Origin of the sequence: Flavobacterium arundinis (genome assembly GCF_038289855.1) — a bacterium.
Classification (GTDB): Bacteria; Bacteroidota; Bacteroidia; order Flavobacteriales; family Flavobacteriaceae; genus Flavobacterium; species Flavobacterium arundinis.
On record NZ_JBBYHR010000001.1, the window covers coordinates 535,401 to 556,907 of the forward strand.

Below are 21,507 nucleotides of genomic sequence, written 5' to 3' on the forward strand. Positions count from 1 at the left end.
GAATTTATATCCGTTTTAAATAGTTAAATCCCTGAAGCATAATCGCTTCAGGGATTTTTTAATTAAAAACACAGCTCATTTTTTAATCGTAAAATATAAAATATTCACAAATAATCTTCGTTAATTTACAATAGCAATAAAACTCTGAATTATGAAATTACTTGCCCTTCTGCTCCTGGTTTCGATACAGTTACAATGGGAGCCGGACTTTGAGAATGCAAAAAAAACCGCTAAGGAAAAGCACGAGCTCATCCTGCTGAATTTTTCGGGCTCCGACTGGTGTGCGCCCTGCATACTTACGCGAAAGGAATACCTGGAAAATGAGGATTTCCTGAAAATGGCAAAGACAAATCTTGTTATGGTGAATGCCGACTTTCCGCGAAAAAAGAAAAACCAGCTGGCCCCGGAACAGGTAAAAAGAAACGAAGCTTTGGCCGAAAAGTATAATAAGGACGGGAAATTCCCTTACACACTACTACTGAACGCTGACGGCAAAGTGCTCAAATCATGGGAAGGCAAGCCAGCCGTTACTGTAGATAAATGGACAAAGGAGATTAAGGGCATTTGTGATGCCAATAAATAATAATTCCTGAATATGCCGGATTATTCGCAGTCGCTGAAGCTGATGGGTAACAATTTTACCATTACTGTTGTAGATGAAGACAATACAGCAGCCCAACAGCATATCGATACTGCAATTGCTGAAATACGAAGGATTGAAAAGCTGCTCACCACATTTAAAGAAGACAGCCAGACAAGCCTTATCAATAACAATGCAGGTATACAGCCAGTTATTGTAGACAGAGAGGTTTACAGCCTTATCGAACGAAGCATAGCTATCTCTAAGATCACACAGGGCGCATTTGATATTAGCTATGGCAGCCTCGATAAAAGCCTTTGGAATTTTGACAGGGAGATGACCGCGCTGCCTTCTAAGGAAGAGGCCCTAAAAAAAGTATACCTTATCAACTATAATAATATTATCCTGAATCCCGAAGACGGTACTGTGTTTTTGAAAGAGAAAGGTATGCGCATCGGGTTTGGGGGTATCGGTAAGGGCTATGCTGCCGAAATGGCTAAAAACCTGCTGGCCGCTAATGGAGTTACGAGTGGCATCATTAATGCAAGCGGCGACCTGACAGCGTGGGGACTGCAGCCTTCGGGCAAGCCATGGCGCATTGGGATATCCAACCCGGACAGCCCGGAGAAAGTTTTTTCCTATATGGACATTTCAGGAAAGGCAGTAGCTACATCGGGAAACTATGAAAAGTATGTGATGATCGGTGGAAAAAAGTATTCGCATACCATTGACCCCAAGACCGGGCTACCGATTTCGGGAATAAAAAGCGTGACTATAATATCGGACAATGCAGAATTTGCCGATGCCATGGCAACGCCTATTGCAGTAATGGGGATAAAGTCGGGGCTGCACCTGGTAAACCAGGTCCCGGGGCTTTATTGCATTATTATAGATGACAGCAACAACATGTACACTTCGAAAAACATTAACCTAAAATAAAGAACATGAAATACGTATTGACAGGGTTGATACTCTTTACCTCTTTGGTTTCATGCACATCCGTAAAGGAATACCAAAAAAACAAGATCAATGATTCAGAAATGGCGCTCTCTAACCGTAAGATCCAAAAAACGGAACTTAACTTCGAGTCGTACCGTGAAGGGTCTTCAGGCGCTAACAGTGGCAAAAGCGGCGGTGGCTGCGGCTGTAATTAATAATTTCTTAAAAACAGTTCAATGAAAAGGATATTCATTACAGGTTTTGCCCTTTTGGGATTAATGCGTGCCCATGCACAGGAGCCGAGCGCTGATTCTACAGCCTATAAAGCCAAAAAATTAAAGATAGAAGAGATCAACCTTATCTCCAGCTACTACAAGCAGGACGGTAATAACGCAGCTGTGACGGGCGGTATAGGAACGCAGGAGCTAACCGATATATCAAACAATCTGGATGTTAAGCTGGTAAAGTATGGGGAGACCGGCATAAAGCATAATTTTACGATAGAAGCCGGGATCGACCAGTACACATCGGCCTCATCCGATATGGTCGACCTGCAGGCCAATTCATCAGCATCATCATCGGATATACGTTTTTATCCGTCTTTAAGTTATTCAAGGGAAAACGAAGAAAAAGGGACTACTCTTGGCGTTGGCGTTTCATCTTCCACGGAGTATGACTACCAGTCATTTGGCGGAAACATCAACTATGCTAAAAAAACCAAAGACAGGAACGGGGAATTCACTGCAAAATTACAAACCTACCTTGACCAGGTGAAACTGATCACCCCCATAGAGCTGCGATCGGCCAATGGCTACGGCGGTACAGAAGGGCGCAATACATTTGCAGGGGCACTGGGCTATTCGCAGGTAATCAACCAAAATTTCCAGGTAATGGTCATGGCAGACATAGTCACGCAGCAGGGCTACCTGAGCCTGCCATTCCACAGGGTGTATTTTTCAGACGGGTCGGTACACCAGGAAAAGCTTCCGGATAGCAGGCTTAAAATTCCATTGGGCCTTCGTGCGAGTTACTTCCTGGGGGACAACATAATCATAAGGGCCTATTACCGCTATTATTCCGATGACTGGAAGCTTACCTCCCACACCGCCGACCTGGAGGTGCCCGTTAAGATCTCGCCATTCTTTTCGATAAGCCCTTTTTACAGGTACTATACCCAGACTGCGGCCAAATATTTTGACGCTTACAAAAAACATGACAGCCAGGACGAATTTTATACCAGTAACTATGACCTCTCGAAATTCGACAGTAGTTTCTATGGCGCCGGTTTTAGGTTCAACCCTGTAAATGGCGTGTTTGGTATAAAACACTTCAATATGCTTGAGATACGGTACGGCCATTATACACGGTCAAACAGCCTCACTTCAGATATCATCAGCATAAATATACGTTGCAGGTAAGGCCTGTAAAACACTAATAGAAATCCCAAAATACACTTTTGGGATTTTTTTATTTTTAGCTGATGCTAGCCATACCCTTCTGGTGAAGATGGGACTAACGCCATAAATGTACAACCCGATATTCCGGATAAGGGCCTATTGGAAGTGACTGTGGCTCCTCCCTGCTTTGCTTTGCCGGTCCGGAGCGTCAGCATCGTGTGGAGAGGGACGGGATGAGGCCATATTATTTTTTTGATAAATAATTACCAATCCCCCGCCACTATTAAAAAAAGTAGTAATTTAGGTTAAATAATAGATCAAAAAATGCTTGATAAAGTTATCGTAGGCAGTGAAGAGTGGTGCTCGTTCCCGCAGCTTGGTATTCACGCCATTAAGGCTCGTGTAGACTCAGGGGCAAAGACCTCTGCCCTACATGCTGTGAACATAGTGCCCTTTGAAAAAGAAGGGGAAAAATGGGTAAAATTCGACATCAATCCCATCCAGAAAAATGTAAAGACCGTAATACACTGCGAGGCGCCATTGGTAGACAAGCGCGTTGTGAAGAGCTCCAGCGGTTTCCGGGAGCAGCGCTATGTAATACGGGCAGAGACACAGGTAGGCGAAACCCGCTGGGAAGTGGAACTGACACTGACTAACCGTGACTCCATGGGTTTCCGGATGCTGCTGGGCCGCGAGGCGATGAGCGGGCGTATTTTGGTCGATCCAGAGCAAAAATACCTGCTTGGCCAGCCAACAAATGAAAAGCTACAGGAATACTATGACAAGGGTGAAGAGCCAAAAAGGGGCCTCCGCATAGGGCTATTGGCAAGTAACCCGGAGCTGTACAGCAACAAGCGAATTATGGAAGCAGGCGAATTGCGCGGGCATGAAATGCACTTCCTGAGCCTGAAAGACTGCTACATGAAACTTGACGCACACACCCCGGAGATACATTACCGTGGCGGCAGGGTACTGAACAACTTCGATGCTGTAATACCCCGAATCAGGCCAAGCATGACGTTTTACGGTTGTGCGCTTACACGCCATTTTGAGGCGCTAAAGGTATTTTGCCTCAACTCCTCTATGGCCATAAGCCAGTCGCGCGACAAGCTGTATTCACTGCAATTGTTATTAAACAGTGGTGTTGACATCCCCACAACAGGATTTGCCAACTCCCCGCTCGACACCAATGAGCTTATCAAAATGGTTGGGGGTTCGCCTCTAATCGTTAAGCTATTGGAAGGGACACAGGGCAAAGGCGTTGTTTTGGCAGAGACAAAAAAAGCAGCCGAAAGTGTTATCAATGCCTTCAAGAGCCTTAATGCCAATATATTGGTACAGGAATTTATAAAGGAAGCCAACGGTAAGGATTTAAGGCTTTTTGTAATCGATGGAAAAGTGGTTGCCACGATACAACGCGAAGCATTGCCGGGCGAGTTCCGGGCAAATATCCACCTTGGAGGAACGGCATCAGTTATAAAGGCAACCGCTGACGAAAAGCGCATTGCCATAAAAGCCGCAAAAGCCATGAACCTGAAAGTCGCGGGCGTGGATATTATCCGTTCGTCAAAAGGGCCGTTGCTGCTCGAAGTGAACTCGTCGCCGGGACTTGAAGGCATAGAGGGTGCGACCAATAAAGATATTGCAGGAGCAATGATAAGCGCTATTGAGAAGAATTTTAAATGGAAATAAAAAAGGTCTAGCCACGAATTACACGAATTTTCACAAATTTATTAAGGAACGGCTTTAATTTTATATAAAATTGACTTAGGGTTGCTTTTTAAATTAGTGTAAATTAGTGTAATACGTGGCAAAAAATCCTCACTTATGGGCATCATTTCAAAAATAATAATCGGTTTTGTAGCGGTGATACACCTTTACATTATGTGGCTCGAAATGTTCGGATGGATGACCCGTGCGCGCAAAGTATTCCGCAAACTGCCTACTGATATGTTTGAAAAAACAAAAACTATGGCAGGCAACCAGGGACTGTACAACGGTTTTCTTGCCGCCGGGCTGATATGGTCGCTGCTCATAACTAATACAGACTGGAGCGCTAATGTGGCGATGTTCTTTTTGGGATGCGTGTTCGTAGCAGGCGCGTATGGCGCGGCAACAGTTCAGAAAACAATATTATATGTACAGGCGGTCCCGGCATTACTGGGGCTGTTGGCTGTTTATTTTAAATTGTAGTAATGAAGATATTAGTGACAGTGATACTTACGGTATTATTGACATCCTGCGGGATGTACAGCTATCGATATGATGAAACCTCAAGGGAGATTATGTCTGAACAAGAAATTTATATAACTTCTATATTTATAGATGGGGATAACGGTATTGGAGCAAGTTTCATCCAAAAGCCGGATAAAAAGGTTTACAGGGTTAGTATAGACAGCCTCAATTATTATTTTACTTGTAGGCAAGGTGGTTGTCCGTTCGCATTTGAAAAAGGTAAGGAGTATAAAATATCTATCCTACCTGCTGGTGACAGACACTTAGCACCATTAGTTATTAAATATTGAAAAGCAAAAAATAATTTATGATTCAAAAAATTACTTTGTTATTTGGACTACTGCTTTCTTTTGCTACTTTCTCGCAGGAAACAGGCTGTGCCAAATTCAAGAACGGTACCTTTAAAGTAACCGACCCCGCATCCAAAAAAGTATGTATCATCAAGCGCGATGGCAATGTGCAGACCGAAAGGATGGAAGAAAGCGACGAGACCTATGATTTTGACCTTGTATGGATAGACGACTGCACTTATACCGTGACTCCCACTGCTTCCACGTCCGCCCGCAATAAAGAGGTACTGAAGGCCGGAACTATGACTGTGAAAATTACCAAGGTGACGGACAGCTCTTATGTCCAAAAGGTTACGGTGGCAAACAACCCGAAATTCAGGCGAGTGGATGAGGTGTTTTTGATGGAAAGTAAATAGTATCTGCAACGTACTACAGGAATGTGTTTTTACGTTTAACAAAAAAGACCTTACATGAAAACACAAAACATCATACGCCTACTTGCGGGGCTTAGCTTGCTGATATTATTTTGCCCATTTTTTGAAATGTGCTCTTTTAGAAGGGAAGAAGCTAATGAAGTAGAGACAGAAATTTCTGAAGTTCAAAGTGACACCGGCGACTTGAAACATTCCCATCTTACCAATACTGCCGAAATCAAAGGGCAACCTGAAGAAAGTAAAGCCGATAGCAGGACTGCAATAGAAAAACGACACACTATTGATATTAGCGGATGGGAGTTTGCAACTATCCCATTTGAAGATTTTCCCGATAACCTTTTTAATTTCTTTCTATTTTTTACAGGTTGTGCAATTTCTTCCATAATGTCACTTGTTTTTGCTATAACAAGAAAGTTAAAGTTAATAAACATAATGGCCTGGATCTCGGGATCGCTTGCATTATTGCCACTCCTCATTACCGTGGTTATGGATGGCAATATTAACATTGTCAGCGATATAAGATACGGCTACCTCTTGTATATAATCAATTCAATCGCTATTATTGTATTCAGTAAGAAAGCAATAAAGCAAAATGCAATTTGAAGAACTCCATACCGAGCGGCTGATCCTCAGGAAACTTACACCAGAAGTTTATGACCATATCCATGAAACGATGGGCAATAGTGAGCTCATGGAATTCCTTGGGCTGGCTTCCGCCGAAGACCTTGCTATCGAAAAGGATAAATACAGCAAGGGCCTTGCAACGCATAACCGTACCTTCGTGCATTTCCAGCTGATAGAAAAAGTATCGGGCAGGATAATAGGCGGCTGCGGCTACCATACCTGGTTCCCAAAACACAACCGCGCGGAAATTGGCTACGACCTGAAACATGAAGGCGACAAGCGCAAAGGCTACATGACGGAAGCCCTCGCCACAGTGATTGACTATGGCTTTAATGAGATGGGACTGCACCGCGTCGAAGCGCTTGCCGCCCCTGATAATGAGCCATCGCTACAGCTCCTCAAAAAGTTTGGGTTTGTGTTTGAAGGTACACTGCGGGAGCATTATAACGTAGGCGGCAACCTGGAAGACTCTGTGATGTACTCGTTGCTGAAGCAGGAATATAAAAAATTATAAAATGAAAAAATCAGCCTGGTTAATCCTTATTTCCTTTGTATTGTTATCCTGCGCTTCGGAAAAGCATATAGTGGATGCCATTGTTACGCAAAATGACGAAATAGAAGCAGTTGCCCGGAAACTCTTTAAAAGGGATTTTACCGAAGCATTATACAGCATTGATGAGATAAAGGACGATGTTTCTAAAAAAGAAATGCGGTTGCTGAAAGACCGGCTAAAATGCGAAGATATTTTCCTTATCTATGACAAGGACTCCCTGAGCATTGCCGACAGCCTTGTGGTCTTCACCCGTGGAGGCACGTGGGATAAAGAGCATACCATCGTAGTGGATATGAGGAAAAAACCAAGGCAAAGCCTTCCGTACGGGCTAATGAACCTAAAGGGACGGGTGTATTACAGGAACGTAAAAAGCACAATTAAATATTAGGTTAAAAATGGCAAAAGCAAAACTATCGCCCGAAGAGGAGGTAACGCAATTCATAACGGCGTCCGAACATCCGATGAAGGATGTAATGCAGGTTTTGCGGGAAGCCATCTTAGGCACAAACCCCGAAATAAGCGAACACATCAAATGGAATTCGCCCGCGTTTTATTACAATGGCGAAATGGCACCGTTCGACCCAAAGGAATACAAACGCGATATTGTAGTGTATAACGTCCGTAAGCCGGGTGAGATACTGCTTGTTTTTCCTACGGGTGCGAAATTAAATGATGCAACAGGAATTCTCGAAGGAAAGTATACCGATGGCCGCAAGATAGTAACGGTAACCGGAATGGAGGACTTCAATTCAAAAAAAGAAGCCCTGCAAAATGTTATACGGCAATGGCTGGAACTTATAGAGAAATAAACATCTATGAGAAATATAAAAATAGTTTTAGCCTTATTGGCAGTACTGCTGTTGATGTCCTATTCAGTCCCTCGAAAAGTCGACATTGAAATGATCCAGGGTTGATGGGTGTATAAAAATTATTACAATGAAGCTTATACCTGGGAAAAAGTGCGCAAATTCAAAAAGAATGACGGCGGTTATAAATTCGGGAAAAATGGCGTATTAACGGTAAAGCAAAATTCGGGGTGGTGTGGAACGTCGCCCATAGATTATGAAATTGTTGAAGGAACATGGAAAGTTGTAAATGATTCTGTCATACACGTTGAACACAAATACTGGGGTGGGACAATTTCAGAAGACCTGCATATCATCAGCCTTAGCAAATCGGAAATGGCTTTTAAAGTTTTATAAAGAATTGAAATGACAAGATAAATGATCCAAAAAACTCTATACTTTGCCTTTTTGGTATGGCCACTAGTTTTTTTAGCCCAGATCAAAGGCACTATTTTCAATAGCTCCACAAAACAGCCCGTCCCTCTTGTGAATATATGGATCGCGGGAGAGGACAAAGGCACCACTGCAGATAAAAATGGGAATTTTACACTGCCACAAACAAAGGGTAACGAAACCATCATCTTCAGCGCGGTGGGCTATGCCGATGTCAGCCTGAACGCCGCTGCGATAAACGGCACAGTAATAATGGAAGCAAAGGCCATTGAACTTGATGAAGTAAATATACAAAAGAAGAAAAACCGGATGTTCAGGATCGTAAATCCACTGGATGAGGAGACTGAAACCTATTTCGCTGCATCTGCCACGGTCAATCCACGCATGGTGGCACGGTTTATACCCTATAAAAAGGAATATGCCGCAACGCCTTTTTTGAAAGATATAAAGTTCGTTACCATAAGCCGCTCTCCCGGGTCGACTTTCAATGTGCGGCTTTATGCGGTTGCCGAAGATGGCAGCCCCGGAGACCTATTGTATGATGAGAATATCATTGGCACCGCCAAAAAGAAACGACATATTACCCCGGTCGATCTTTCGTCCCTGAACATCCGGATACCCAAAAAAGGTTTTTTTGTAGCAGTAGAGTGGCTTATCATCGACAGCAACAGGTATGACCTGTTATCGTTAAAATATGGCAGGGCACTCGACAGAGAGGGCAAGAACTACAATATTTACTATGACCCGCCCTTTAAATCCTGCTATACTGATAAGCGGAGTTCGCAATGGCTGTATGAAAAAGGCACGTGGACGAATAAATTTAATATCCATGATAAGAAATACTATAACATCATGGCAGAGGTAACGTTATCGGATTAATACTTGGGAACACAGATAACACAGATCCAGAAGATATTCACTGATTTTATGAGCGATATCAATTAAGGGTTGTAGCCTGTAATTATAATTACCTACTCAAAAACACTCTCATCGATCTGCATGTTATTGAGGAACGCAATGGTATTCTCAATGTCATAATGCAGTATGCGGTCCTCGGTTACCAAGGGCACCTCTTCCCTGTACGACTTCAGGAACATCTCAATAAATTCGCTTGATTTCAGCGGCCTCCTGAATTCAATAGCCTGCGATGCGTTCATCAGTTCTATCGCCAGTATGCGTTCGATGTTGTTAATGATCTTCAGTGTTTTGGTAGCGGCATTAGCCCCCATGCTAACATGGTCTTCCTGCCCGTTAGACGATACAATACTGTCGATACTAGCCGGTGTTGCCAGCTGCTTGTTCTGGCTCACGATGCTGGCTGCGGTGTACTGCGGGATCATAAAACCGGAGTTAAGCCCAGGGTTGCTTACAAGGAATGGCGGTAGCCCGCGCAGGCCTGAGATAAGCTGGTAGGTCCTTCTTTCGGAAATGCTGCCAAGTTCGGCCAATGCAATACCTAAAAAGTCAAGTGTCAAAGCCAAAGGCTGCCCGTGGAAATTGCCCCCTGAAATAATCTTATCGCTTTCAATAAATATATTAGGGTTATCGGTAACCGAATTGATCTCGGTACGGAATACCTTTTTTACATAATCAAGAGTGTCTTTAGTCGCGCCATGTACCTGCGGGATACAACGGAACGAGTACGGGTCCTGCACATGCTGCTTGGCCTGCGCAATGATCTCGCTGCCTTCCAGCAATTCGTTGTAGCGCCTTGCCGTAACGATCTGCCCTTTGTGTGGGCGCACCATGTGTATCAGCTCGTCAAAAGGCTCTATGCGCCCGTCAAAGCCTTCAAGTGATATTGCCCCGATAACATCGGCGAGGTAGCAGTATTTTACAGATTTCAATAGTATATACACCCCATAAGCGCTCATGAACTGGGTGCCATTGAGTAATGCCAGCCCTTCTTTGGATTTTAGTTCGATAGGCTTCCACCCCATTTTATCCAGCACTTTACCTGCCGGCTGTCGGAAACCATCGGCGTACACTTCGCCCATTCCCAGTAAAGGCAGTGAAAGGTGTGCCAGTGGTGCAAGGTCGCCCGACGCGCCAAGAGAGCCTAACTCATAAATAACAGGAAGGACATCATTATTGTAAAAGTCGATGAGCCTCTCTACCGTCTCCAGCTGCACACCCGAATGCCCGTAGCTGAGCGACTGTATTTTGAGCAGCAGCATGATCTTTACGATATCCGACGGAACCTCATCGCCCGTACCGCAGGCATGCGACATTACAAGGTTTTCCTGTAATTTGGTAAGGTTCTCATTAGAAATTTTTACATTACATAACGAACCGAAACCGGTGTTGATACCATATATGGCATCATCATGCGATTTCATTTTTTCATCCAGATACATCCTGCACCTCTCGATATTGGCCCTCGCCTCTTCAGATAAGGCCAGTTTTTTATCCTCGGAAAGGATGGTGTGCACAATTTCAAGGGATAAGGCATCGCTGCTGATATAATGTATAGTTTCCATTATGAAGTCTGTTTGAGTGTTCAAAATTCACTAAACAATAATTAAAAAACAACATTTTTGGCAACTTTTCATTTTACGGAATTTTTCTCCACACTAATACAATTGCCTGTACCTGAATTTCACGACAAATGTCGTGAAAGTGATTTTACATTTTTTGAATAAATAGTTACTAGATAATTAATTATCAGTCATAAAATAACTATTTATAAAAAATCACAAAAAAAGCTGGATAAAGCATAGACAAAATAGTTAAAGTACTGAAAATCAATTTAAAATTATTTATTTTTAAACCAGTCTTTCGGGTTCCACCTATTACTTCCCGACCTAATGAACTACGAAAACTGCCTTTTACATTCTTAGACATCAGTATCAATACTAAAATTTAAGCGATGAAAGAAATGCTGCTGCCCGATAATCCTGCAAAAGTAGTGCATTCGTTTGCAGCCATACGGGCTCCTTATCACCTACGCAACCAATTTAATTATAATAACTATGAAAAAAGCAATTACCTTAGTAATGCTGCTCTTTGGGGCAGTAACCGCCATGGCCCAAACCTGGCAAAATGTAGGCTCTCCCGGATTCTCGGCCGGGGGGGCGGGCTATAATTCTCTTGCCCTTGATCCTGCAGGCATACCCTATGTAGCCTACCGGGATTCATCAAACGACAGTAAAGCTACCGTTATGAAGTTTAACGGAACCTCTTGGGAAACTGTAGGTGAGCCGGGATTTTCGGCAAGTAGTGCATATTGGTGCTCGCTTGAGATCGATAGTGAAGGTGTACCCTATGTAGCCTATTGGGAAGGGGAGTCGGAGACAACCACAGTGATGAAATTTAACGGAACCGCGTGGGAAAGTGTAGGGCCGCCCCAATTTGTGTACGGAGGAGATTTTCTGTCTTTTACCATTGATGCCAATGATGTCCCTTACGTGGCTTTTTCAGATTGGGGAAATGGCATGAGGGCTACGGTAATGAAATTTAACGGAACTTCATGGGAATATGTGGGCATTCCCGGATTTTCATTAGGCGATAACATAAATACAGATTTATTCGGTACTTCGCTTGCTGTTGATTCCGCCGGTACTCCCTATCTGGCTTATACAGTAATCGAATACTTGGTTGAACATAAACTTACGGTAATGAAATTTAACGGTACCTCATGGCAGGCCGTGGGCGCCACGGAATTCTCAGCAGGAGAAGTACAGAACATCGATCTAACCTTTGATGCTAATGATGTACCTTATGTGGCATACACCGATATAGCCAACAATTATAAAGCCACAGTAATGAAGTTTAATGGGACTTCATGGTTAAATGTAGGTACTCCCGGATTCACAGGGGCGGCTGCATATTCCCCTTCCCTTATGTTTGACCTTTCGGGTAATCCTAATGTGGCTTTCCAGGATCAAAGCAATGGCTTCAAGGCATCAGTAATGAAATTTAACGGAACGTCATGGAACTATTTAGGAACTCCCGGATTTTCGGAAGGCATAGCAGGCGCAACCTCACTTGCATTTAACGCTTCCGGCACCGCTTATGTGGGGTATAGCGATGGCGAAAATGGTGGTAAGGCCTCGGTAATGAAACTTGTGGAAGTAGTATGTGAGAATTGCGCGCTCACACAACTTGCTCCTGCCTATTGTAACATCACCATAGCAGAATTTAGTGATAACCTTGCTGCTGTAGCTGTACCGGATGCACAACAATACCGGTTCAGGGCATCTGATGGTACCACGGCTACTATCGTTACCAGGAATGATACTACATTCCGCATAGATATGCTTCCCACCTACAATTATAACACTGTCTATACTATTGACGTCGCCGTAAAGGTTGACGACCAGTGGAGCGACTATGGCACAGCATGTACCGTTACAACACCGCCCGTTTGTGAGGGGTGCTCTCAGACAACAGAGCTTGCACCGGAATATTGTGGTATAACGATAGCGCAGTTTAGCGACGACCTTGCTGCCCTACCTGTTGAGACAGCACAGCAATACCGCTTCAGGGTAACCGATGGCACTATTACAAATACCGTGACCCGCAATGATACTATATTCCGCGTAAACATGCTGCCTTATTATACTTACAATACTACCTATACTATTGATGTAGCCGTGAAGATTGATGACGAATGGAGCGCGTATGGTACAGCTTGCACCGTTACAACGCCACCTGTAAAACTTGCACCTGCCTATTGTGGCATAACGATAGCACAGTTTACCGATGATCTCGCTGCCATACCTGTACCCACTGTACAGCAATACCGTTTCAGGGTGACCGATGGCAGCACTGCCAATATTATTACCCGAAATAATAATATATTCCGTGTAAATATGCTTCCTTCCTATGCATACAACAAGACCTATACTATTGATGTAGCGGTCAAGATCGATGACGTATGGAGCGATTACGGGCCAACATGTACCGTGGCAACTCCTGCCCCTCCGGTGACCCAATTAAGGCCGCAGGATTGCGGAACTACAGTTGCCAGCTTTGGCACGGGTATCTCTGCTACCGCTGTACCACTGGCGGAAGGCTATCGTTTCAGGGTAACTATCGGGACATATGTTCAAACTGTAGACAGGCCCGATAACTCTTTCAGGCTGAATCAGCTGGTAGAGTATAACTATGTAACGACCTATCAGGTAGCCGTCGCCGTAAAGATAAACGGCGTTTATGGCCCTTATGGCCCCACATGTAATGTCACCTCGCCTGCCATTCCTCTGACCCAACTAAACCCCGGATTTTGCAACATTACCATCGAAGGCTTCAATTATGGCATATACGCCAATGCAGTAAGCCAGGCCGAGGCGTATCGTTTCAGGGTAACCAATGGGGCGAACGTGCAAATAATAACTAACGGACAATTTAACTTCAGGCTCAACCAATTATCTAACTATCAGTATGCCATTACCTATACGGTAGAGGTAGCTGTAAGGATCAATAACGTTTATGGTGCTTACGGAAATTCATGTACAGTTACCGCACCACCATACCCGCTGACCAAACTTACAACGGCATCCTGTGGCAGTACTCTAAGCAGTTTTGATACGCCTTTGCTTGCCAATACTGTTTATCTTGCCGAAAGCTATCGCTTTAAAATAACCAACGGGGCAAATGTGCAAATTTTAAACAGGAGCGTCAATCATTTCAGGTTAGATATGCTGCCATCTTATCAATATGGGGTTACTTATACCGTAGAGGTTGCTACTCTTTTTAATGGCGCTTACGGGCCTTATGGGCCTGCTTGTACAGTCAACGCTCCTGCTGCCCCGCTAACACAGTTAAACAATGCATCCTGTAATACTACCGTGGACAGCTTTAATACAAGCCTGAACGCCATTTCTGTTGCTTCTGCCGAAGGGTATCGTTTCAGGGTAGTGAATGGTGCCAATGTGCAGACAATAGAAGGGACCAACAGCTATTTCAGGCTAAACCAGCTGGAATCGTACCAGTACGACACTACCTATACGGTGACGGTAGCAATAAAAACCGACGGCGTTTACGGGCCATACGGGCCGGCATGTACTGTTACTTCTCCCGCTGCACAGCAAACCCAGCTGAACAGCGCATCGTGTGGTATTACTGTCCCTGGCTTTAATACTAATCTGTACGCCACAACTGTGCCTTCGGTTACGGGATATCGTTTCAGGGTGGCCAATGGCGCAAGTGTGCAAACCATAGAAGGCAGCGCCAGCTATTTCAGGCTAAACCAACTGGGATCCTATCAATACAGCACGGTTTACACGGTAGACGTAGCTGTGAGCGTGGGTGGTGTTTACGGCGCATACGGCCCTGCATGCACTGTAACCACCCCTGCCCCGCCGGTGACCCAACTGAGGGCGCAAGACTGCGGCATTACAGTTGCAGGTTTTGGTACGAACCTTTATGCCGATGAGGTGATACTGGCAGAAGGCTACCGTTTCAGGGTAATGCATGGTGCTACTACAGATATTGTGGACAGGCCGAACAGGAATTTCAGGATAAAAATGCTGCCATCGTATACCTACAACACTACCTACAGTATTGAGGTAGCCGTATTGATTGATGGTGTTTACGGGCCGTATGGCGCTGCCTGCGAGGTTTCGACACCTGCTTCGGGGACACGACAGAATATGGCGAACGATGAAGAGTCGGTACGTGAACTTACTGCTTTTCCTAACCCGTATGAGACATCGTTTACACTTTTATTGGAAACCGAAAGCAATGAGCCTGTACACATTCAAGCCTATGATATTATGGGTAAAATACTGGACAATAGCACGGTATCTCCTGAAGAGCTTTCAGGCCTGAGGATCGGTGAAAATTATGCTGCAGGTATCTACTCGATAATTGTTTCGCAGGGAAGTTATACTAAAGTAGTGAAGATGGTTAAGAAATAAATCACACTTCCATATCGCTTATAAAACCGCAGTTAACGCTGCGGTTTTTGTTTTCAAAAAAGTGTATTTACAGGTTGGAAATAAACAGTATTTAATTTGGTTTTGAACTGTGAATATAACTTTCGTAATTTAGTAGAAGTCAGTAAAAATTGCCTAATAATATTATCTTAGTATATATTATATTGCCCTGCCTTTTTTTTACTAAAACGGCAGCCATCAAAGCTCACACTATAATTGTCCCCTATTATGATTTCAAATTATAAAGTATAATCCTTACGCGACAGTTATTGTAATCCTTTGGGGATCAGTCGTATTAAATTATTGTAAAGTAAGAATTTTATTATTTAATTTATTACCTTAGCAAAATAATATCCTATTTAATAATTTAAAAACCAAATTATTATGAATTTAATTCCTTTAACCATTCCCGGAGTATCCATCGCAATGGAAAATCAGATCGAGCCGATCGGTAATATAATATTTACGGTGCCGCGGTCAAAAACACCTCTCGTGCCTTTAGTTGATGCAATGTATGTTAAAGAAGCGATACAAATTTGTATAGTAGTATTTATAGATGCTACCCTAAGCCCTAACTTTACAGTTTACCAGCATAATGCTATTTCTGATGATGGGAGCGCTATTGTACAGTTTTTCATACAATATGATGGAAAGGAATCGCAACAGATAAATTTTAATGCCTATCAGTTAAGTTTTCAGCTTAATGCCATGCACTTACCTAAAGATTTCCCTCTGTTCGGCATAGATCAGATCCAGGCATTTTTATGGGATTCAGATCCTGTTGCATCTCGAGGGACTATAACTAATGTACAGCGTAATTAATAGCGGTATCTATAAAAATAATTCGCGAATGATAATGCTTTGCGCAGGCAGGCCTTATTGGTAAATTACTCGGTTTTGGCAAGGATCAATTTTACAATAGTAATGCTTTTGTGCTTTCAGTGCTTTCTTTCGGCCAAAGAAAAGCCTACTGACCCCACTATGCTTAACAGGACTATAAAAAATAAAGCCCTGAAGTATAAATCAGAACCTGATTTTTATAAAGCTCATACATTTTTTTTAGCAAAAAACTGGGATTCTACGCTTGTATACAGTATGAGGCAGCTCAGCAATGACAATAACAGCGAAATTGCCGATTATTGCCATTATTTCAGGGCCATTAGCTTTCTTGAGAAAAAACTTCTTGAGGAAGCTAAAAAGGAATTTCTACTTACCTCCGGGAAATTCATCTTCGCCAATAAGGTAAAGCTGTCACTGGGCGAAATATTGCTGGAACAAAAGCACTATTGGGAAGCGATTTCCAAATTCAATGAAATAGAAAAACTACCTGAAAACAAAGGATATGGATTTAAGAGGAGTAGCGTTTTGCATAATTTGGGCTTATGTTACCTCCACCTTCAAAAATATAGCATTGCTGAAAAATTTTTGTTTGGCAGCCTGAAATTGCAGGAACGCGATAAAGACACGCTGCTCATTACCGGCTCTTGTATGGATATAGGAACACTGTATTACGAACAGTATAAAGACCAGCAGGCTATTGAGTACTTTAAAAAAGCGTATGATCTGTCAAAAAAAACGAAGGACTTTGAAATAAAGCGAAATGCAGCCATAAATATGGCGGTCGTAGAAGAAAACCGAAATGATTTTCAAAAAGCCCTGGGTTATAGGAAAGAATATGAAAACTGGAAGGATTCTCTAAATAACCAAAATAAAGTATGGGAGCTCGCCGAATATGAAAAACGTTTTGCCATCCGGCAAAAACAAAAAGAGCTAAATGTGCTGACTGCCGAAAATAAACTAAAAAAAACAGAGCAAACCGTTCTTTTCATTATATTGGTGGCGGTACTTCTATTTCTTGCAGGCGGAATTTATGTGTACCGCCAAAAAGTAAAAACAAACACAATAATATCCATCCAGAAAGCAGAACTGGATGAATTGAATTCGAGCAAGGACAGGCTTTTTTCGATAGTAAGCCATGACCTGCGCTCATCAGTCAATGCACTAAAGCAAAGTAACAAAATGCTGTTGCAAAATTTGGAGACTAAAAATTTTCATGAACTGGACAAATTACTGCAAAACAACAGTACAATTGCCAACGGAGCCTATAATTTACTGGATAATCTCCTTAACTGGGCTTTACTGCAAACCAGGCAGTCCTATTTCAATATAGAGCCGGTAAGGATTTATTATGTTGCCGAACAGGTTATATATAACTACAAGCCTTTAATGCTTGACAAGCATATTAATTTCGAAAACAGCCTGCCAAAAAATATTCTTTTAATGGCTGATACCGATTCTTTAAAAATAATTTTAAGGAATCTTCTGGATAATGCCATTAAATTTTCCTATCCGGAAGGTATCATCAGGATATATCTGGATGATGATAATGATGGCTTTAGCAATTCTATTGTTATAGAAGACAACGGCAGGGGAATGAGCGAAGATTTAAAACAGTCGCTGCTGAAAGAAACGGTGCAGTTGTCCAAAAAACAGGGAGAGGAAATTGGTACAGGGCTTGGCTTACAATTATGCAAATCGCTCATAAAAAAGAATAAAGGAAAATTTTCGATCAAAAGCCGGGAAAATAAAGGAACTAAAATGATTGTATCATTACCGAAAAGTGCCGTCAATGGATAATATAAATGTGCTCATTATCGAAGATACGCCTGCCGAAGGCAAAATGCTGGAAAAAACCCTGCTTGATAATAATTATACCGTAACGGGTATTGCAAACAGTTATAGTGACGCACTGGCACAGTTTTACAGCAAGGGGGCAGATGTGGTTATCATAGATATATTCCTGAATGGCAACCCTGAGGGGATCACCTTTGCCGAAACCCTTAATGCGGTTCCGGACGCTGCAAGGCCATTTGTATTTTTAACGAACAGCAAGGACAGGCATATTTTTGAAAGGGCAAAGCTTACGCGCCCTTTTAGTTTTTTAATGAAGCCTTTTAACGAATTGGAGGTTATCTATGCCATCGAAATGGCTGTAGAAAAATTTTACGGTCAGGACAATGTTTTTCTGGATGATGCACAGGATACGGTTATAAGCAACGATCACCTTTTCATCAAAAAGAACAATTCTTTAAAAAAAGTATTGATAAGCAACATACTGTATATTGAAGTTGAAGAGCGGTACAGTACTATAACAACCACAGACGAAAAGTTTTTAATACTGCTTTCCTTAAAAAAAATAACTGAAATTTTAGATAAGACTAAATTTGTAAGGACACACCGTAACTATTTGGTGAACAGGGATAAAATAGAAGAAATTATACCCAATGACAATCTGGTTATACTCACCGGCAACCATAAAGTTACCCTAAGCGACAACTACAAGGATTTTATAAAACAAATAAGGATTATTAAATAACCCCGATACATTAGCTGCACATAAAAAATCCTTCAGGGCCCTGAAGGATTTTTTTATGCATTGTTTCATGCTTCTTATAACATGTTTTTGCCTACTCGTGACATTAATAGGTCCAGGCGAAACCTGCCACCTTACTTTTACTGTAATAAAGGTAGCCGGTATCCTTTGTCAGACAATTATAACCACTATTTAAAGACCAACTTCCTGTCCGCACAGGTATAAAAAGCGGGGAGTAACCCGAAAATCCTTAGAGTAGGGAACCTGTAAATTAATAAAGTCATGAAAACAAAATTACTGTTATTCGTTATGTTGTTGGGTTGCGGCTTTGTGTCCTTTGGACAAACTGCCACGCTCCCATATACAGTTGGCGCCGGGGCTACGGCCTCACAGTTCGTCACCGATGGACTTGAAATCTCATCCTCAAACTTCTCATCATGCCAGGATTCTGCAACACTTAACGTTACATCCCTTAACTATGGTGCAGGGTCATGGACTGACGGGGATTTTGAATATTATGTAAACGGGAACCTTATCGGATCAGGTCAAGGCAGTATGACCTTTGACATAAGTGAATATGTCCCGATAACAACGGTAACTGCAAAAAAGACCGATATAGGGAACTGGAATGAGATCCATTTTACCGTAAACATTACATCACCAGTTTCCTCTATGCCTCCTGCTCCGCTTATAGTTCCGGATGTTACCTATGTAGAGGGAGCTTTATCATTACCATTATCAGCGTCTGTTTCGGCACCCGGCTTAGCTTTAAAATGGTATACATCGCCGACTGGGGAAAATTACACTGCGACCGCACCGTCACCTAATACAAGTTCAATTGGCGACACCTCCTACTGGGTATCGCAGGCCACAGCAGAAGGATGCGAAAGCCAGAGGGTGCAAATTAGAGTTCATATTGTAGACCATAATGCAGTGGCTACGCTTCCATACACCAATGGTGGGGGCGCTACAGCCGCTCAGTATAGCAGCGACGGGCTGGAAACATCACTTTCAAATTTCACTGCCTGCCAGGATTCTGCAAGTTTAAGGGTGGCCTCTCTGGATTACGCATTTGAAGAATGGAGCGATGGAGATTTCGACTACTATGTAAACGGGAACCTTATAGGTTCCGGAAGCGGCATTATGACTTTTGACATAAGCGCCTATAGACCCATAACATCGGTAAAAGCCGTTAAAACGAATATGGCAAACTGGAATGAGATTCATTGTACGGTTACTATTACATCCTCCGTTGTATCTATGCCTTCACAGCCCCTTGTGGCTTCAGATGTTACCTATTCACTTGGGGCAACAGCAACACCATTACAAGCCGCCGTTAGCGGAACAGGGGCTTCTTTGAAATGGTTTTCATCGGCTTTCGGAGAAAACTACAGCACTACTGCTCCTACGCCAGACACTGCAACACTTGGGGATACTACTTATTATGTATCGCAGGCTACAGTAGAAGGTTGCGAAAGCGAAAGGGCTCAAATAGTCGTACACGTTACAGATGATACGCCTGTGGCACCCACAACACAGCTTGCACCAGCCTATTGTGGCATAACCGTAACGAATCTTAACGCTAACCTTGAAGCAACACCGGTTGCCGAGGCAGAAAAATACCAGTTCAGGGCATACGATGGGGTGAATACTTATATTGTAACCCGCAATGATAATATATTCCGCGTGTCTATGCTTCCATCTTATGCTTATAGCACCACCTATACAGTAGACGTAGCTCTTAGGATCGATGGCGAATGGGGGGGCTTCGGATCTTCATGCACCGTATCTACTCCTGATATATCGACAACACAACTAAAAGCGGATAATTGTGATATTATTATTCCCGGCTTCGGCACTAATTTATATGCCAACCCTATAATTCTTGCCGAAGGTTACCGTTTCAGGATAACCAATGGCGCTGAAGTACAAACAATAGACAGGCCTTCACGATACTTCAGGCTAAACCAGCTGGCATCCTACGAATATGGTACTACGTATACTATAGATGTTGCAGTCCTGTATGATGGCAATTATGGCGATTATGGGCATGCTTGTACGATTACTACTCCAGAGTTACCGGTAACATCGTTAAATGCGGCATCATGCGGCAGTACTGTAGAAAGCTTTAGTACCAATCTTTATGCTACTGCTGTAAATCTGGCGCAGGGCTATCGTTTCCGGGTGACCAACTCCAGTGATATGAGCATACAGGTTATAGAAGGCACAGCGAGCTACTTCAGGCTGAAACAGCTTGCAGCCTATGAATATGACATTATCTACGTAGTAGAAGTGGCCGTGAAGATCAACGGCACTTACGGCGCATACGGCCCTGCATGCACTGTAACCACCCCTGCCCCGCCGCTGACCCAATTGCGCGCACAGGATTGCGGCATTACAGTTGCAGGTTTTGGCACTAACCTTTATGCCGATGAGGTGATACTGGCACAAGGCTACCGTTTCAGGGTAACGCATGGTGCTACTACAGATATAGTGGACAGGCCAAACAGGAATTTCAGGATAAAAATGCTGCCATCGTATACCTACAACACTACCTACAGTATTGAGGTGGCAGTAATGGTAAATGGAGTTTACGGGCCTTATGGCGCTGCTTGCAATGTTTCGACACTTTCTTCGGGAATGCGCCAGAATGTGGCGAACGATGAAGACTCGGTACGTGAGCTTACTGCTTTCCCTAACCCGTTTGAAACATCGTTCACCCTTTCTTTGGAAACAGAAAGCGATGAGGCTATAACAATACAGGCTTATGACCTTACCGGCAAAATGCTGGATAACCGCACCGTATCTCCTGAAGAACTTTCAGACCTGAGGATCGGGGAGAATTATGCCGCGGGTATTTACTCTGTAATTGTTTCGCAGGGAAGCTACACTAAAGTGGTGAAGATGGTTAAGAAATAAAAACCTCTTGTTTATAGATCAAACCGCAGTTAACGCTGCGGTTT

20 protein-coding genes are annotated in these 21,507 nt (G+C 43.1%); 19 read left to right on the top strand and 1 reads right to left on the bottom strand.

Annotation, left to right across the window (positions count from 1 at the left end; genetic code table 11):
- Nucleotides 1-151: 151 nt before the first annotated feature.
- From AAEO56_RS02370 to AAEO56_RS02435, 14 genes are all read left to right on the top strand, one after another.
- Entirely contained in the window at nt 152-583 is a 432-nt protein-coding gene (locus tag AAEO56_RS02370; RefSeq protein ID WP_341695412.1) for a thioredoxin family protein, read from the top strand.
- Nucleotides 584-595: 12 nt separating this feature from the next.
- A complete protein-coding gene (locus tag AAEO56_RS02375) occupies nt 596-1,519 on the top strand; it encodes an FAD:protein FMN transferase (protein WP_341695413.1) in 924 nt (307 codons plus the stop codon).
- Nucleotides 1,520-1,524: 5 nt separating this feature from the next.
- Nucleotides 1,525-1,734, top strand: a complete 210-nt coding sequence (locus AAEO56_RS02380; RefSeq protein WP_341695414.1) for a DUF4266 domain-containing protein — start codon at nt 1,525-1,527, stop codon at nt 1,732-1,734.
- Between the two features lie 21 nt (nt 1,735-1,755).
- Complete coding sequence (locus tag AAEO56_RS02385; RefSeq protein WP_341695415.1) at nt 1,756-2,937, top strand: DUF3570 domain-containing protein; 1,182 nt, start codon at nt 1,756-1,758, stop codon at nt 2,935-2,937.
- Between the two features lie 303 nt (nt 2,938-3,240).
- Nucleotides 3,241-4,608, top strand: a complete 1,368-nt coding sequence (gene rimK / locus AAEO56_RS02390) for a 30S ribosomal protein S6--L-glutamate ligase (protein ID WP_341695416.1) — start codon at nt 3,241-3,243, stop codon at nt 4,606-4,608.
- A 135-nt stretch (nt 4,609-4,743) separates the two neighbouring features.
- Nucleotides 4,744-5,109: a DUF1304 domain-containing protein gene (locus tag AAEO56_RS02395; protein WP_341695417.1), complete on the top strand. Its 366-nt coding sequence runs from the start codon at nt 4,744-4,746 to the stop codon at nt 5,107-5,109.
- 2 nt (nt 5,110-5,111) lie between these two features.
- Nucleotides 5,112-5,441 (top strand): hypothetical protein, encoded by a 330-nt coding sequence (locus AAEO56_RS02400; protein WP_341695418.1) that lies wholly within the window; start codon nt 5,112-5,114, stop codon nt 5,439-5,441.
- A 17-nt stretch (nt 5,442-5,458) separates the two neighbouring features.
- On the top strand, nt 5,459-5,857 hold the full coding sequence (locus AAEO56_RS02405; protein ID WP_341695419.1) for a hypothetical protein: 399 nt from the start codon (nt 5,459-5,461) through the stop codon (nt 5,855-5,857).
- Between the two features lie 54 nt (nt 5,858-5,911).
- Nucleotides 5,912-6,478, top strand: a complete 567-nt coding sequence (locus AAEO56_RS02410; protein WP_341695420.1) for a hypothetical protein — start codon at nt 5,912-5,914, stop codon at nt 6,476-6,478.
- The gene (locus AAEO56_RS02415) at nt 6,468-7,013 is read left to right on the top strand and encodes a GNAT family N-acetyltransferase (protein WP_341695421.1); all 546 of its coding nucleotides are present in this window, start codon (nt 6,468-6,470) and stop codon (nt 7,011-7,013) included. The genes AAEO56_RS02410 and AAEO56_RS02415 overlap by 11 nt, the downstream gene beginning before the upstream one ends.
- A gap of 1 nt (nt 7,014) precedes the next feature.
- Nucleotides 7,015-7,440: a hypothetical protein gene (locus tag AAEO56_RS02420; RefSeq protein ID WP_341695422.1), complete on the top strand. Its 426-nt coding sequence runs from the start codon at nt 7,015-7,017 to the stop codon at nt 7,438-7,440.
- A 7-nt stretch (nt 7,441-7,447) separates the two neighbouring features.
- The gene (locus tag AAEO56_RS02425; protein WP_341695423.1) at nt 7,448-7,861 is read left to right on the top strand and encodes a DUF1801 domain-containing protein; all 414 of its coding nucleotides are present in this window, start codon (nt 7,448-7,450) and stop codon (nt 7,859-7,861) included.
- Nucleotides 7,862-8,011: 150 nt separating this feature from the next.
- Nucleotides 8,012-8,254, top strand: coding sequence for a hypothetical protein (locus AAEO56_RS02430; protein WP_341695424.1), 243 nt, complete (start codon nt 8,012-8,014; stop codon nt 8,252-8,254).
- A 21-nt stretch (nt 8,255-8,275) separates the two neighbouring features.
- On the top strand, nt 8,276-9,169 hold the full coding sequence (locus AAEO56_RS02435; protein ID WP_341695425.1) for a carboxypeptidase-like regulatory domain-containing protein: 894 nt from the start codon (nt 8,276-8,278) through the stop codon (nt 9,167-9,169).
- A 92-nt stretch (nt 9,170-9,261) separates the two neighbouring features.
- On the opposite strand, the gene hutH is transcribed toward AAEO56_RS02435, so the two are convergent.
- Nucleotides 9,262-10,770 carry a histidine ammonia-lyase gene (gene hutH / locus AAEO56_RS02440; RefSeq protein ID WP_341695426.1) on the bottom strand — a complete coding sequence of 503 codons (1,509 nt, stop codon included), beginning with the start codon at nt 10,768-10,770 and terminating at the stop codon, nt 9,262-9,264.
- A 492-nt stretch (nt 10,771-11,262) separates the two neighbouring features.
- Here hutH and AAEO56_RS02445 point away from each other — a divergent pair, with 492 nt between their 5' ends.
- From AAEO56_RS02445 to AAEO56_RS02465, 5 genes are all read left to right on the top strand, one after another.
- Nucleotides 11,263-15,153, top strand: a complete 3,891-nt coding sequence (locus tag AAEO56_RS02445; RefSeq protein WP_341695427.1) for a T9SS type A sorting domain-containing protein — start codon at nt 11,263-11,265, stop codon at nt 15,151-15,153.
- 402 nt (nt 15,154-15,555) lie between these two features.
- On the top strand, nt 15,556-15,993 hold the full coding sequence (locus AAEO56_RS02450; RefSeq protein WP_341695428.1) for a hypothetical protein: 438 nt from the start codon (nt 15,556-15,558) through the stop codon (nt 15,991-15,993).
- Nucleotides 15,994-16,068: 75 nt separating this feature from the next.
- Nucleotides 16,069-17,808, top strand: a complete 1,740-nt coding sequence (locus AAEO56_RS02455) for a tetratricopeptide repeat-containing sensor histidine kinase (protein WP_341695429.1) — start codon at nt 16,069-16,071, stop codon at nt 17,806-17,808.
- Entirely contained in the window at nt 17,801-18,547 is a 747-nt protein-coding gene (locus tag AAEO56_RS02460; RefSeq protein ID WP_341695430.1) for a LytR/AlgR family response regulator transcription factor, read from the top strand. Before AAEO56_RS02455 ends, AAEO56_RS02460 begins: the two co-directional genes overlap by 8 nt.
- A 279-nt stretch (nt 18,548-18,826) precedes the next feature.
- Nucleotides 18,827-21,463 carry an Ig-like domain-containing protein gene (locus AAEO56_RS02465; protein WP_341695431.1) on the top strand — a complete coding sequence of 879 codons (2,637 nt, stop codon included), beginning with the start codon at nt 18,827-18,829 and terminating at the stop codon, nt 21,461-21,463.
- The last annotated feature ends 44 nt before the right edge of the window (nt 21,464-21,507 follow it).

Bases quoted from the DNA above. Each gene is read 5' to 3' on its own strand.
- AAEO56_RS02370 (WP_341695412.1), top strand. From the start codon at position 152: ATGAAATTACTTGCCCTTCTGCTCCTGGTTTCGATACAGTTACAATGG.
- AAEO56_RS02375 (WP_341695413.1), top strand. From the start codon at position 596: ATGCCGGATTATTCGCAGTCGCTGAAGCTGATGGGTAACAATTTTACC.
- AAEO56_RS02380 (WP_341695414.1), top strand. From the start codon at position 1,525: ATGAAATACGTATTGACAGGGTTGATACTCTTTACCTCTTTGGTTTCA.
- AAEO56_RS02385 (WP_341695415.1), top strand. From the start codon at position 1,756: ATGAAAAGGATATTCATTACAGGTTTTGCCCTTTTGGGATTAATGCGT.
- rimK (WP_341695416.1), top strand. From the start codon at position 3,241: ATGCTTGATAAAGTTATCGTAGGCAGTGAAGAGTGGTGCTCGTTCCCG.
- AAEO56_RS02395 (WP_341695417.1), top strand. From the start codon at position 4,744: ATGGGCATCATTTCAAAAATAATAATCGGTTTTGTAGCGGTGATACAC.
- AAEO56_RS02400 (WP_341695418.1), top strand. From the start codon at position 5,112: ATGAAGATATTAGTGACAGTGATACTTACGGTATTATTGACATCCTGC.
- AAEO56_RS02405 (WP_341695419.1), top strand. From the start codon at position 5,459: ATGATTCAAAAAATTACTTTGTTATTTGGACTACTGCTTTCTTTTGCT.
- AAEO56_RS02410 (WP_341695420.1), top strand. From the start codon at position 5,912: ATGAAAACACAAAACATCATACGCCTACTTGCGGGGCTTAGCTTGCTG.
- AAEO56_RS02415 (WP_341695421.1), top strand. From the start codon at position 6,468: ATGCAATTTGAAGAACTCCATACCGAGCGGCTGATCCTCAGGAAACTT.
- AAEO56_RS02420 (WP_341695422.1), top strand. From the start codon at position 7,015: ATGAAAAAATCAGCCTGGTTAATCCTTATTTCCTTTGTATTGTTATCC.
- AAEO56_RS02425 (WP_341695423.1), top strand. From the start codon at position 7,448: ATGGCAAAAGCAAAACTATCGCCCGAAGAGGAGGTAACGCAATTCATA.
- AAEO56_RS02435 (WP_341695425.1), top strand. From the start codon at position 8,276: ATGATCCAAAAAACTCTATACTTTGCCTTTTTGGTATGGCCACTAGTT.
- hutH (WP_341695426.1), bottom strand. From the start codon at position 10,770: ATGGAAACTATACATTATATCAGCAGCGATGCCTTATCCCTTGAAATT.
- AAEO56_RS02445 (WP_341695427.1), top strand. From the start codon at position 11,263: ATGAAAAAAGCAATTACCTTAGTAATGCTGCTCTTTGGGGCAGTAACC.
- AAEO56_RS02450 (WP_341695428.1), top strand. From the start codon at position 15,556: ATGAATTTAATTCCTTTAACCATTCCCGGAGTATCCATCGCAATGGAA.
- AAEO56_RS02460 (WP_341695430.1), top strand. From the start codon at position 17,801: ATGGATAATATAAATGTGCTCATTATCGAAGATACGCCTGCCGAAGGC.
- AAEO56_RS02465 (WP_341695431.1), top strand. From the start codon at position 18,827: ATGAAAACAAAATTACTGTTATTCGTTATGTTGTTGGGTTGCGGCTTT.